Source organism: Streptomyces sp. NPDC048584 (assembly GCF_043199595.1).
GTDB classification, from domain to species: Bacteria; Actinomycetota; Actinomycetes; order Streptomycetales; family Streptomycetaceae; genus Streptomyces; species Streptomyces edwardsiae.
This window is the reverse complement of record NZ_JBICWF010000016.1, coordinates 163072-176281: the sequence shown is the minus strand read 5'-3', so window position 1 is coordinate 176281 and position 13210 is coordinate 163072. Positions and strand designations below refer to the sequence as shown.

The window sequence follows — 13210 nt, the reverse complement described above, 5'->3', positions numbered from 1 at the left end:
CGGCGTGTGACGGCACATCCGCGGCGGCGGGCCGCCCGCGCATGCCGGAGAACGTCTCCTCCGGTACCCCGGGTGCCATGGGGGCCGATGCGACGGCCGGGCTCCGGCCCGCAGGCCGCCCGCCCGCGCCGGGTCGCCGAACGCGGCCCCGACCCGCGGCTCCGGCCGGATGAACCCCCTGCACCCGGTCACCCGGCGACGACCGGATGAACCCCCCTGCACCCGGTCACCCGGCGACGACCGGGCCCGCAGCACCCGCCGCAAAAAAATACGCAGGTGACACACCCATGTGGTGAGGCACCATAGTGCGGCGACTGGAGACCCGCGCAGGCATTGTGCTGCGCCACAGCCGTCGCCGGCCTGTGGGCGAACAACGCGAGGGGGGACGGCCGTTGGCGCCGTGAGCTGCGGCCGTGCGCAGTGGCCGGGCCCACACCGGGAGGCGCCGCGGCGTCCGCCATACTGACGCTCTCGCCCAGGGTAGAATTTTCATCTTTTTTCGAAAGGTTGAGTAATGACCGCGTCGCAACGGATTGAGCACAGCCCTCCCGAGGACAAACCTCGGGACAAGCTGGACAGCAAGGTCCTCCTCGTCGCCGGGGTGATCGTGCTCGGCGGGATCATGTCGATCCTCGACATCACGGTCGTCTCGGTCGGGCTGCAGACGTTCCAGAAGGAATTCGACGCGACCTCGGCCCAGGTGGCCTGGACGATGACCGGCTACACGCTGGCGTTGGCGAGCGTCATCCCGCTCACCGGCTGGGCCGCCGACAGGTTCGGGACCAAACGGCTCTATCTGCTGGCGATCGTTCTGTTCGCGGCCGGTTCCGCGCTGTGCGCGGCCGCCGACTCCCTCGAGATGCTGGTCGCGTTCCGAGTGCTCCAGGGCCTGGGCGGCGGCATGCTGATGCCGCTCGGCATGACCATCCTGACGCGCGCGGCCGGCCCCGAGCGGGTCGGCCGGGTCATGGCCGTACTCGGTATCCCCATGCTGCTCGGCCCGATCTTCGGCCCCATTCTGGGCGGCTGGCTGATCGACGTCGCCTCCTGGCACTGGATCTTCCTGATCAACCTGCCGATCGGTCTGATCGCCCTGATCTACGCCGCGGTCGTGCTGCCCAAGGACCGCGTGGAGCCGTCCGAGACCTTCGACTGGCCGGGCATGCTGATGCTGTCGCCGGGCCTGGCGACCTTCCTGTACGGCGTCTCGTCCATTCCGGAGGCCGGTACCGTCTGGGCGGGCAAGGTCCTGATACCCGCGGCCATCGGCCTGGTTCTCCTCGCCGCGTTCGTCCCGTGGGCGCTGCGGCGGCACAACATCCATCCGCTGATCGACCTGCGGCTGTTCCTCAACCGGGACCTGAGCATCGCGGTGATCGCGATGTCGCTGTTCGCGATGGCGTTCTTCGGCGCCAGTCTGCTTTTCCCGCTCTACTTCCAGCAGGTGCGCGGGGAGTCGGCGCTCGACTCCGGAGTGCTTCTCGCCCCGCAGGGCATCGGCGCGATGATCACCATGCCGATCGCCGGAATACTCGCCGACCGCATCGGTCCCGGCAAGATCGTGCTGACCGGCATCGTGGTGATCACCGTCGGCATGGGGATGTTCACGCAGCTCAGCGCGGACACGTCCTACACCTACATCGTCGCCGCGCTGTTCGTGATGGGCCTCGGCATGGGTGCCACGATGATGCCGATCATGGCGTCGGCGCTGGCCACCCTGAAGGACCACACGGTCGCCCGCGGATCGACCCTGATGAACATCGTCCAGCAGGTGGCGGCCTCGATCGGCACCGCCCTGTTCTCGGTGCTCCTCACCAACGGCCTCAAGGACATCACCGCGACCTCGCCCGTCGAGGTGCGCTCCGAGATGGGTGACGCGTTCGCCTCGGTGTTCCTGGTCGCGACCATTCTGGTCGCCGTGTGTCTCGTCCCGGCGGCGCTGCTGCCCCGCAAGAAGGTCAAGGCGACGGACCCCACCGTGCTGGCCGGACACTGAGTCCGGGAAACGCGGACGCCGGCCGGCGCCGCGTGCCGTCGAGGCGATGACCTCGGCGGCACGCGGCACCGGCCGATCCGTGTACCGGGGGAAACCGGTCACGGACGCGGGTCCCCTCTGTTGACAGCACGTCACACCACTCCCATCATGGGAGCGCTCCCACCGGCGACACCGGCCGCGCGCCGCCGTGCACGACCGCACCGCAACCACGCACCGTCCCTGTGCCACAGGCGCGGAACGTCCTGCCGTCGCGCCGGCACTCCGCCTGTCCGGCCGCACGTCCCCGGCAACTGCCGCCCGCCGGACCCCGAGGGAGGACCCCCCCATGTCCTTACCGCAGAGATCCGGCCGCCCGGCCGGCAGCGCCACCGTACGCGCCGCCGCCGCCGTGGCCGCAGCGCTCACCCTGCTGCTCCCGCTGGACGCCGCCGGTGCCGCGTCGGCCGCCGAGCCCGACGTCCCCGCGGCGGACGCCGAGGTCCGCGTCAACACGCGGGCGTCGCTGGGCCGTATGTCCGACACGGCACGCGGCGTCAACACGGCCATCTGGGACTCCCACATGAACGATCCCGAGGTCGTCGGCCTGATGAAGGCGGCCGACGTCGGGGCGATGCGCTATCCGGGCGGTTCCTACGCGGACATCTACCACTGGGAGACCCACACCGCGCCCGGCGGTTACGTCGCCCCCGGTACCGGCTTCGACGCCTTCATGGGCACCGTCCGCGCCACCGGCGCCCAGCCGATCCTGATCGCCAACTACGGTTCCGGCACGCCCGAGGAGGCGGCCGGCTGGGTCCGGTACGCCAACGTCACCAAGGACTACGACGCCGAGTACTGGGAGATCGGCAACGAGATCTACGGCAACGGCCACTACGGCAGCGGCTGGGAGCACGACGAGCACGCGGACAAGAGCCCCCGGGAGTACGCCCGTCAGGTCCGCGCCTACGCCGAGGCGATGAAGGCCGTCGACCCGGCCGTGAAGATCGGCGCGGTCCTCACCACGCCGGGCGAGTGGCCGGACGGCATCGTGGGCGAAGGCGATCCGGGCGACTGGAACCACACCGTGCTCTCCGAAGTCACCGACGTCATCGACTTCGTGAGCGTCCACTGGTACGCGGGCGGCGCCGACACCACCGCCGAGGACGCCATGGCCAGGCTGACCCGCCTTCCCGGCGAACTGCGTGAGGTGCGCAACCAGTTGGACCGGTACGCCGGTGCCGATTCGCCGCGCATCGGCATCGCACTCACCGAGATCAACACCAACACGGGCGGTGCCATGCTGACCGCCCGCCCCAACGGGCTGTTCGCCGCCGACGCCTTCATGACCGCACTGGAGAACGGTGTCTTCACCGTCGACTGGTGGAACACCCACAACGGCGCGGGACAGATCACCACCGTCGACGGCGAGACCGACTACGGCGACATGGGGATGCTCTCCAGCGGCGTCTGTACCGGCGACGTCTGCGAGCCGGCGCCCAACACTCCGTTCCACCCGTACTACGGCATGAAGATGACCAGTGAACTGGGCACCGCGGGGGACACGCTGGTCGCCGCCGAGTCCTCCGCGCAGGACGTCTCCGTACACGCCGTGCACCGTCGCGACGGCCGGCTGAGCGTCCTGCTCATCAACAAGAACCCGGACGCCGCCCGCACCGTCGACCTCGCCTACGACGGCTTCACCCCGTCCGCCGCGACACCCGAGGCCGGCCGATACGCGCGCGGCGACAGCGACATCACCGATGTCACCGACGGTACGGTGTCGGCCTCCCGGGCCACCGTGCCGCCGTACGGGATGCTCACCGTCACCCTCACCCCCGAGCCCGGAACCGGCCCCGGCGCATCCGGCGCCGAGGCCCCGGGCACTCCGGTGCTGGAAGCGATGACCGACACCACCGCCCGGCTCTCCTGGCCGGGCGCGGCGGGCGCCGCCCGCTATCTGGTCCAGGAGCGTGAAGGTGTCCACACCTACGCCGTGGGCGAGAGCACCGGCACCTCCGTGACCCTGCGCAACCTGCCCCCGGGCAGCACCCATACCGTCAACGTGCTGGCGGCCGACGCCGCGGGCCGGCTCTCCGCGCCGTCCACCCCGCTGACCTTCACCACCGGCACCCCGCCGGACGCCCGCTGCGCGGTGTCGTACCACCGCGACACGAGCTGGGGCAACGGCTTCGTGGCCACGGTCACCGTCCGGAACCTCTCGGACACCCCCCTCACCGGCTGGACCATGGACTGGGAGTGGCCGACCGGGGGCCAGTCGGTGTCCTCCGGCTGGAACGCCGGATTCCACCAGACCGGCAGGCATGTCCGCGTGACCGCCCCCGACGGTGCCGGCCCGCTGGCCCCGGACGGCGGCTCCACGGCCTCGTTCGGCTTCGTCGGCGCCAACGACGGCCCCAACCCGGACCCGACGGTCTTCCGCCTCAACGGCACGGTCTGCTCGGGCGGCTGACACCGCGCGGTCGAAGAAAGGGGGGCGGCCGGCACGACCGGCCGCCCCCGCCTTCCGTACGGCGAGCAGCGCCACGATCACCTCCGCCGAGCGCGGCACCGACACCGCCACCACCGCGCCGGGACCGGCCCCGAGGGACCGTGGATGCCACACCAACCGGCGTGCCCGCGCGGCGGTTCGCCGTGGGCCTGGGTGCCTCCCCGGTACACCGGGGCGGTCGCGCCGGGGGTCGGTGGGCCCGGCCCGTGCCTCGATCGGTCCGGTCAGGGCCGTCGCGGGCAACTCCCGCTCGCTGTCGTCGACAACGCTCTCCCTGCTCCCCCCGTCCTGATGTGCACGGGCCAACCCGTTGTCTCGGTTTGCCGTACTGCGAGTAACGAGATCACGATTGATGTGTGCGCCTCAGGCAACCACCTGGGGTGATCCATCCCCCGCGGGCGCCCGTGATCCGGCGCGCCCCGGCCGACCGTCAGGAAGCCGAATGCAGCCGTCACCCGACCGTCTCGAACAGGCACGCCAGGACTACGAGCACCATCTGCGCGCCTGCCGCCAATGTGTGGCGGACGGCGCCCACTGCCCCGTCGCCAAGCATCTGAGACGGCTGTACAACCTCGCCAGAGTGGGCAGATGACCGGGAGCGGCCGCCGGCGGACGCATGTCAGTGGCGGCCGCTAGCGTGCCTGTCATGCCGGATGCAGAAGACGTACGACGGATCGCCCTGTCCCTGCCGGACACCACGGAGAAGGTCGCCTGGAGCATGCCCACGTTCCGGGTCGCGGGAAAGATGTTCGCCACCCTGCCCGAGGACGAGACCTCCATCGCGGTGCGCTGCCCCAAGGAGGAGCGCGACGAACTGGCCCTCGCCGAACCGGAGAAGTTCTGGATCGCCGGCCACGAGGCACAGTTCGCCTGGGTCAGGGTCCGGCTCTCGGCCCTGGAGGACGAGGGCGAACTGCGCGACATCCTCGCCGACTCCTGGCGCCAGGCGGCGCCGCCCCGGCTCATCGAGGCACACCCCCGGCTGGGGCTGCCGCCCGCCGGCCGGACGGCACCGGCCTGACGGCGGCCCGGGACGAGCCCCCGGCCGTAAACGCGTGCGCGATCACCGCCCGGAGTGCGGTATGGTTTCCGTGCGCGTTCAGCCGGGGGAATCCCCAGGTCAGACGGGCAACGGGACGTGGCGCAGCTTGGTAGCGCACTTGACTGGGGGTCAAGGGGTCGCAGGTTCAAATCCTGTCGTCCCGACTTGTGGCATCGCAGGTCGGAGGCCGTATCGGGGATACCCGGGACGGCCTCTTCGTCATGTCTCCCGCCGGGCGAACCGGCCCCGGCACACCGACCGCCAGGGGCGAGTCGCCGTCGGATGTCCTTGATGTAGCACTTCGCCCTGTTTAGTCTTCGCCGGGTAGGCGCCGCCGCGGGGTTTCCGCGCGCCCGCGCCGCTGTCCCGGAAGCGAGGTGTGGAGCGCGTGGTGCGACGGACGCGTGTGCTGGTCGCGCTGACCCTGCTGGCCTCCGCGCTCGCCGCCTGCGGCGGCGACGAGGACACCTCCCGGCCCACCCTGAACTGGTACAACTTCCCCGACGACTCCGGTGCCCTGCAGCAGGCCGCCGACCGCTGCAGCCGGGCGTCCGGCGGCCGCTACCGCATCAGCTACCAGAAACTGCCCCGCGCGGCCGACGGCCAGCGCCAGCAGATGGTGCGCAGGCTAGCCGCCGAGGACGACTCCCTCGACATCCTGGGCCTCGACGTCACCTGGGCCGCCGAGTTCGCCGAGGCCCGCTGGATCCGCGAATGGACCGGCGAGGTCGAGCGCCGGGCCACCGAGGGCACCCTCCGCGTCCCCCTGCAGACCGCCACCTGGAAGGGCAGGCTGTACGCCGTCCCGTACAACACCAACACCCAGCTCCTGTGGTACCGCTCGGACCTGGTGCCCACCCCGCCCGCCACCTGGTCCGAGATGCTCGACATGTCCCGCGATCTCGCCCGGCGGGGCGAACCGCACTACGTGGAGATCCAGGGCGCCCAGTACGAGGGCCTCACGGTCTGGTTCAACTCGCTCATCAACAGCGCGGGCGGCACCATCCTCAACCCGAGCGCCACCGAGCCCTCCCTCGGCCCGCCCGCCGTGCAGGCCGCCACGGTCATGCGGGAACTCGCGAACTCCCCGGCCGCCGACCCCTCCCTGCCCAACCAGATGGAGGACCAGAACCGCCTCGCCATGGAGTCCGGCACGGCCGCCTTCGAGCTCAACTACCCGTTCGTCTATCCGTCGATGAAGGCGAACAACCCGGCGCTGTTCAAGAACTTCCGCTGGGCGCCGTACCCGCGCGTCGACGCCGGCCGGCCCGCCCGCCCCACCATCGGCGGAATCGACCTCGCCGTGAGCGCCTACTCCCGCCACCCCGACCTCGCCTTCGAGGCCGCCCTGTGCCTGCGTGACCGGGAGAACCAGCTCACCGCCGCGCTCGACGGCGGACTCCCGCCCACCCTGCGCGCCCTCTACGACGAACCCGCCTTCAAGAAGGCGTACCCCTTCTCCCAGGAGGTGCTGGCCGCCCTGGAGACCGCGAGCGTACGGCCGCTTACCCCCGCCTACCAGAACGTGTCGATCGCCGTCTCCCACGCCCTGTCCCCGCCCTCCGGAATCGATCCGAGGAGCGCGGTCGGCACCATCCGGGAACAGATCGACCAGGCCCTGCGATCCGAGGGTGTGATCCCGTGAGCACCATGGCGGAACCCGCCAAGGAGAAATCGCGGAGCCGGAAGGAGCTCTCCGCCGGCGCCCGGCAGGAACGCCGGCTCGGCCTGCTGCTGTGCGCACCCGCCGTCCTCGTCATGGCCGCCGTGACCGCCTACCCCATCGGCTACGCGATCTACCTCTCCCTGCAGCGCTACGACCTGCGCTTCCCCGACCGGGCCGAGTTCGTGGGCCTGAGCAACTACGGGTCGGTACTGACCTCCCCGTTCTGGTGGGACGCCTTCTGGGTCACCGTGTTCCTCACCGCCGTGTCCGTGGCCATCGAACTCGTCCTCGGCATGGGCCTCGCCCTGGTGATGCACCGAACGCTCTTCGCCCGAGGCACCGTACGCACCGCGGTCCTCGTCCCGTACGGCATCGTCACCGTCGTCGCCGCCTTCTCCTGGCAGTACGCCTGGACACCCGAACTCGGTTACCTCGCGGACCTGTTGCCCAGCGGCGACGCCCCGCTCACCGAGCAGTGGCCCGCGCTGTGGCTGATCGTCCTCGCCGAGGTGTGGAAGACCACCCCGTTCATGGCGCTGCTCCTGCTGGCCGGCCTCGCCCTCGTCCCCGAGGAGACGCTGAAGGCGGCCATGGTCGACGGCGCCACTCCCTGGCAGCGGTTCACCAAGGTCATGCTGCCGCTGATGAAACCGGCCATCCTGGTCGCCCTCCTCTTCCGCACCCTCGACGCCTTCCGGATCTTCGACAACATCTATGTGCTCACCTCGGGCGCGCAGGGCACCGGCTCCCTGTCGATCCTCGGCTACGACAACCTGTTCACCGCGCTGAACCTGGGCATCGGGTCGGCGATCTCGGTCCTGATCTTCCTCTGTGTCGGGATCATCGCCTTCACCTTCGTCAGACTGTTCGGCGCCGCGGCACCGGGCGCGGAGGTGAAGCGCTGATGGCCGCCGTCGGCAGGTCCCACGCCACCCGCTGGGGCGTCGTCAACGTCGTGGTGGTGCTGTACGCCCTGTTCCCGGTGTGGTGGATCGCCGCCCTGTCGTTCAAGGACCCCGGCACCCTCACCGACGGCAACTACATCCCCCGCGACTGGACCTGGGAGAACTACCGGGGCATCTTCGAGACCTCCGAGTTCACCCGCGCGCTGATCAACTCGATCGGCATCGCCCTGATCGCCACCGTGATCGCGGTGGTCCTCGGCACCATGGCCGCCTACGCGGTGGCCCGGCTGCGGTTCCCCGGGAAGCGGCTCCTCATCGGCATGTCGCTGCTCATCGCCATGTTCCCGCCGATCTCCCTGGTGTCCCCGCTGTTCGAGATCGAGCGGATCATCGGGATCTTCGACACCTGGACCGGGCTGATCATCCCGTACATGACGTTCTCGCTGCCGCTGGCGATCTACACCCTGTCGGCGTTCTTCCGGGAGATCCCCTGGGACCTGGAGAAGGCCGCCAAGGTCGACGGGGCCACTCCGGCGCAGGCCTTCCGGCTGGTCATCGTGCCGCTGGCCGCGCCCGGCGTGTTCACCACCGCCATCCTCGTATTCATCTTCTGCTGGAACGACTTCCTGTTCGCGATCTCGCTGACCTCCACCGAGTCCGCGCGCACGGTCCCCGCCGCGATCGCGTTCTTCACCGGCAGCTCGCAGTTCCAGCAGCCCACCGGGTCGATCGCCGCCGCGGCCGTGGTGATCACCATCCCGATCATCATCTTCGTCCTGCTCTTCCAGCGGCGGATCGTCGCCGGACTGACCTCCGGGGCGGTCAAGGGATGAGCCCGAAGGCAAGGAGGCGCCACCCATGGCCGAGATCGTCCTAGAGGGAGTCACCAAGCGCTATCCCGACGGATCCCTCGCCGTACGGGACGTCGACCTCGACATCGCCGACGGCGAGTTCGTGATCCTGGTCGGACCCTCCGGCTGCGGCAAGTCCACCACCCTGAACATGATCGCCGGGCTGGAGGACATCACCGAGGGCACCCTGCGCATCGGCGGCCGGGTCGTCAACGACCTCGCCCCCAAGGAGCGCGACGTCGCCATGGTGTTCCAGAGCTACGCCCTGTACCCGCACATGAGCGTGCGGGAGAACATGGGGTTCCCGCTGCGGCTGGCGAAGGTCGACCAGGCGGTCATCGACAGCAAGGTGGAGGAGGCCGCCCGGGTGCTCGACCTCGGCGAGTTCCTGGACCGCAAGCCCGCCAACCTCTCCGGCGGCCAGCGCCAGCGGGTCGCCATGGGGCGGGCGATCGTCCGTGACCCCGAGGCGTTCCTCATGGACGAGCCGCTGTCCAACCTCGACGCCAAACTCCGGGTGCAGATGCGCACCCAGATCTCCCGGCTGCAACGCCGCCTGGGCACCACCACCGTGTACGTCACCCACGACCAGACCGAGGCGATGACCCTCGGAGACCGGGTCGTGGTGATGCGGCAGGGCCTGGTGCAGCAGGTCGGCACTCCCGCCCAGCTCTACGAGATGCCGCGCAACCTGTTCGTGGCGGGCTTCATCGGCTCACCGGCGATGAACTTCCTCCACGCCTCCCTGTCGGGCGGAGCCCTGCGCACCCCGCTCGGCGACCTGCCCCTCGACGACCGTACGATCCGGGAGCTCGAGGAGCGCGACGCGCCCCGCGAGGTCATCGTCGGGCTGCGACCCGAGGCCTTCGAGGACGCGAGCCTGGCGCACGGGACCGGCGGCCCCGTCGTCACCGCCACCGTGGACGTGCTGGAGTCGCTGGGCTCCGACGCGTACGTCTACTTCAGCGCGGAGGGCGGCCCGGTGACGACGGCCGAACTGGAGGAACTCGCCACGGACTCCGGTGTACGCGACACCGGGGCCGGGGGAGGCCAGCAGATCGTGGCCCGGCTGAACGCCGCCACCCGGGCCCGTGAGGGCGCGCCCGTCGAACTCCGGGTCGACATGGGCAAGGCCCATGTCTTCGACCCGTCGACCGGGAGCAACCTCACCCACCCGGAGAAACACTGAGGGGCGGTCGCTCAGACCACACAGCCGGCGTGCGCCAGCGCCTGCTTCAGCAGCACCCCGTGACCGCCCGGCATCTCGCTCTGCACCGCCTGCGACAAGGCCTCCCGCGGGCTGAACCACACCAGGTCGAGGGCGTCCTGCCGGGGCCGGCAGTCGCCCGTCACCGGCACGATGTACGCGAGCGACACCGCGTGCTGACGCGGATCGTGGAACGGGGTGACGCCGTGCGTGGGGAAGTACTCCGCGACCGTGAACGGCTGCAGCGACGCCGGGACGCGGGGCAGCGCCACCGGGCCGAGGTCCTTCTCCAGATGGCGCAGCAGGGCGTCACGGACCCGCTCGTGGTGCAGCACCCTGCCGGAGACCAGGGTCCGGCTGACCGTCCCGTCGGGCCCTATGCGCAGCAGCAGCCCGACGCTGGTGACTTCACCGCTGTCGTCGACACGCACGGGCACGGCCTCGACGTACAGGATCGGCATCTGGGCGCGTGCCATCTCCAGATCGTCGGAGGACAGCCAGCCCGGCGTGGTTTCGGTCATGTCAGACATTGCTTGATCATACTTTCAGCGTTCAGGGCTTCACGGCCACCGCGCCGTACTGCGGCACCGCGGGGGCGTCGGACGTGGCATGCCAGCGCGAACAGGACACCAGACCGGGCTCGATCAGATCGAGACCGTCGAAGAAGGCGGTGACGTCCGCGGCGCTGCGGGCGGTGATCGGGGGAGTGGCGTTGGCGTTCCAGAACTCCATGGCCGGGACCTGCAGTTCGCCGCCGACCTCGGTGTCGAACGTGGGGTGGGTGAGCACCAGGAAGCTGCCCGAGGGCACCTTCGCCATGATGCTGCGGACTATCTCCCGCGCCTTGGCGGTGTCGAGCACGAAGTTCAGGATGCCCAGCATCATGACCGCGATGGGCCGGGTGACGTCCAGGGTGCCGGCGGCGCGCTCCAGGATGGCGTCCGGGTCGTGCACATCGGCGTCGATGTAGGCGGTGGCGCCCTCGCGCGTACCGGTGAGCAGGGTGCGGGCGTGGACGAGCACGATCGGGTCGTTGTCCACGTACACGATCCGTGAGTCCGGCGCGATCCGCTGCGCGATCTCATGGGTGTTGTCCGCCGTCGGCAGGCCGGTGCCGATGTCGAGGAACTGCCGCACACCGCGCTCACCGGCCAGATACGTCACCGCCCGGCCCAGGAAGTCCCGGTCGGCGCGGGCGATGTCCCGGATGACGGGGTTGATCGAGGCGACGTGCTCGCCGACCCGCTGGTCGACCTCGTAGTTGTCCTTGCCGCCGATCCAGTAGTTCCACACGCGCGCGTTGTGCGCCACACCGGTGTTCACTCTGGCCGAGCCGCTCGGCGGGGTGTGGCTCTCACTCACGGTCTCTCCCTCTCCCTCACCCGTGGCGGCCGTATCGGGCCACCGACGGCCATTGTGCCCCGCGGTGATCACGTTGTCCCGCGAATGAGGGAGGGGGAAACCCATGTTGACGGCGGGTCACCGGGCACCGGCGTGTTCCAGCGAGTCCTCGGCCACGTCCCTGTCGATCGCCGCACGGACCAACGCGGCCGCGAGGACCGCCGGTTCGGTACGTCCCGCGAGGCCGAGGAGCCGCTCCCGGTCCTCGGGCAGGTCGAGCCGCCGGGCGCCCTGGAGGGCCTTGGCGTCCAGCTCGGGCGCCGCCTCCGGCCAGACACGCTGGACCTCGCGCAGGAAGATGTCGGCACCGGCCGGTCCCATGCCGGGGAACTCCCGCAGCAGGCGCCGCAGTTCACCCACGTCGCCGTGCGCCTCCTTGCGGAGCCTGCGCAGATCACCGCCCCAGCGTTCGGTCAGCAGCCGGGCGCCGTCGCCCAGTTGTGTGGCGGTGCGCTCGTCGTAGCGGCGGTAACCGCCCCGGCCGAGCGCGTCCACCCGTTCCTGCCACGTGGCCTGCGCCATACGGCGGGAGTCGCGCAGGCCCGCCTCGTACAGGGCGCGGGCGGAGGCCACGGCGATCGATCCCCTGATCCGGGCGCTGAGCAGATGGGCCAGCACCAGCAGCCGGTACAGCGGCTGAGGCGTGTCCCGCAGCCTGATCCCGGCCTCCTCCGCGTACGTCGTGCCGTGCGCGCCGACCAGGGCGCGCACCACCCGCTCGTCCCGGCCGGCCACGGCTCACGCCCTGAGCGGGTCGTGGCCGAGGGTCATCAGGTGGTGCCGGCGGGGGGTGTTCTCGGCCGTGGGCTCGTTCTCCATATCCGTCTGCTCGGTCACGGCGTCCACGACCTCCTCCATCACCCGCAGATCGTCGTCGGTGAGGTCGGTGCGGCGCTTCTGCAGGATGGCGAGGACATGCTGTCCCGTCTCGTCGCCGGCCCGGTCGGGCAGCGGCTCCGTCGTCTCACCGGCCTCGCTCACCCGCAGCCAGGCGGCCAGCTCCGCCGAGGTCATGTTCACCACGCGGTGGAACTCGTCCCACAGCGCGTCCATCTCGAGGGCGTCGGTCATCATGTGCCCCTTACGTGCGTGTGTTGTGCGGCCGGAGCGGGTCGGGACCGCCCGGAGCGGTCGGCGACCGCCCCGGGGTCTCAGGACCCGCAGGGCGGTTCAGGACGCGCCCGGGTGGTTCTCCGCCTCGAACATCCAGCGCTGCTTCTCCAGGTCCGCGGTGATCGAGATCAGCAGGTCCTGGGTGACCAGGTCCGCCTTCTCGGTGGCGTCGATGCGTTCGCGCAGCCGTGTGACGGCCGCGCCGAGCGCCTCCGTCATCACCTCCACCGCCTGGGAGTCGCGTAGCCAGCCCTCCTTCGGGGCGGGCAGCGAGAAGACCTTGGCGATGGTCTCCGGACGCCCGTCCGGCGGCACGCCGAGCGCGGAGGACCGCTCCGCCACCGTGTCGGCGTGGGTACGCGCGGTGGAGACCACCTCGTCCAGCTGGAGGTGGACGGAACGGAACCGCGGGCCCACGACGTTCCAGTGCGCCTGCTTCGCGATCAGTGACAGCCCGAGCAGGTCCACCAGGGTGTCCTGGAGGGCCTCGCCGGAAACCCGGCGGGCCTCGTCGGGCAGGGTGCTCCTCACAACGGTCATG

General features: G+C 70.6%; 12 protein-coding genes and 1 tRNA gene. 8 read left to right on the top strand and 5 right to left on the bottom strand.

What is annotated here, in order from left to right:
- The first annotated feature begins 514 nt into the window (after positions 1–514).
- From ACGFR9_RS30205 to ACGFR9_RS30170, 8 genes are all read left to right on the top strand, one after another.
- Complete coding sequence (locus ACGFR9_RS30205) at positions 515–1996, top strand: DHA2 family efflux MFS transporter permease subunit (RefSeq protein WP_393214651.1); 1482 nt, start codon at positions 515–517, stop codon at positions 1994–1996.
- Positions 1997–2321: 325 nt separating this feature from the next.
- On the top strand, positions 2322–4445 hold the full coding sequence (locus ACGFR9_RS30200) for a cellulose binding domain-containing protein (RefSeq protein WP_393214648.1): 2124 nt from the start codon (positions 2322–2324) through the stop codon (positions 4443–4445).
- A gap of 685 nt (positions 4446–5130) precedes the next feature.
- The gene (locus tag ACGFR9_RS30195; RefSeq protein WP_393214645.1) at positions 5131–5505 is read left to right on the top strand and encodes an MmcQ/YjbR family DNA-binding protein; all 375 of its coding nucleotides are present in this window, start codon (positions 5131–5133) and stop codon (positions 5503–5505) included.
- 111 nt (positions 5506–5616) lie between these two features.
- Positions 5617–5690: transfer RNA gene (locus ACGFR9_RS30190), tRNA-Pro, on the top strand.
- Between the two features lie 215 nt (positions 5691–5905).
- Complete coding sequence (locus ACGFR9_RS30185) at positions 5906–7171, top strand: ABC transporter substrate-binding protein (protein WP_393214642.1); 1266 nt, start codon at positions 5906–5908, stop codon at positions 7169–7171.
- A 5-nt stretch (positions 7172–7176) separates the two neighbouring features.
- Positions 7177–8097, top strand: coding sequence for a carbohydrate ABC transporter permease (locus ACGFR9_RS30180; protein WP_393214713.1), 921 nt, complete (start codon positions 7177–7179; stop codon positions 8095–8097).
- Entirely contained in the window at positions 8097–8930 is an 834-nt protein-coding gene (locus ACGFR9_RS30175) for a carbohydrate ABC transporter permease (RefSeq protein ID WP_393214640.1), read from the top strand. Before ACGFR9_RS30180 ends, ACGFR9_RS30175 begins: the two co-directional genes overlap by 1 nt.
- A gap of 25 nt (positions 8931–8955) precedes the next feature.
- Positions 8956–10137 carry an ABC transporter ATP-binding protein gene (locus ACGFR9_RS30170; RefSeq protein WP_393214637.1) on the top strand — a complete coding sequence of 394 codons (1182 nt, stop codon included), beginning with the start codon at positions 8956–8958 and terminating at the stop codon, positions 10135–10137.
- Between the two features lie 11 nt (positions 10138–10148).
- Here the strand turns inward: ACGFR9_RS30170 and ACGFR9_RS30165 are convergent, their stop codons facing one another.
- The 5 genes from ACGFR9_RS30165 to ACGFR9_RS30145 form a co-directional block, all read right to left on the bottom strand.
- Positions 10149–10676 (bottom strand): NUDIX hydrolase family protein, encoded by a 528-nt coding sequence (locus tag ACGFR9_RS30165; protein ID WP_030225899.1) that lies wholly within the window; start codon positions 10674–10676, stop codon positions 10149–10151.
- Positions 10677–10707: 31 nt separating this feature from the next.
- Positions 10708–11517 (bottom strand): SAM-dependent methyltransferase, encoded by an 810-nt coding sequence (locus ACGFR9_RS30160; protein ID WP_393214634.1) that lies wholly within the window; start codon positions 11515–11517, stop codon positions 10708–10710.
- A gap of 117 nt (positions 11518–11634) precedes the next feature.
- Positions 11635–12291 (bottom strand): endonuclease, encoded by a 657-nt coding sequence (locus ACGFR9_RS30155; RefSeq protein ID WP_393214631.1) that lies wholly within the window; start codon positions 12289–12291, stop codon positions 11635–11637.
- A 3-nt stretch (positions 12292–12294) separates the two neighbouring features.
- Positions 12295–12627 (bottom strand): DUF3140 domain-containing protein, encoded by a 333-nt coding sequence (locus ACGFR9_RS30150; RefSeq protein WP_393214628.1) that lies wholly within the window; start codon positions 12625–12627, stop codon positions 12295–12297.
- A 99-nt stretch (positions 12628–12726) separates the two neighbouring features.
- Complete coding sequence (locus tag ACGFR9_RS30145; protein WP_030225910.1) at positions 12727–13209, bottom strand: Dps family protein; 483 nt, start codon at positions 13207–13209, stop codon at positions 12727–12729.
- Between the last annotated feature and the right edge of the window lies 1 nt (position 13210).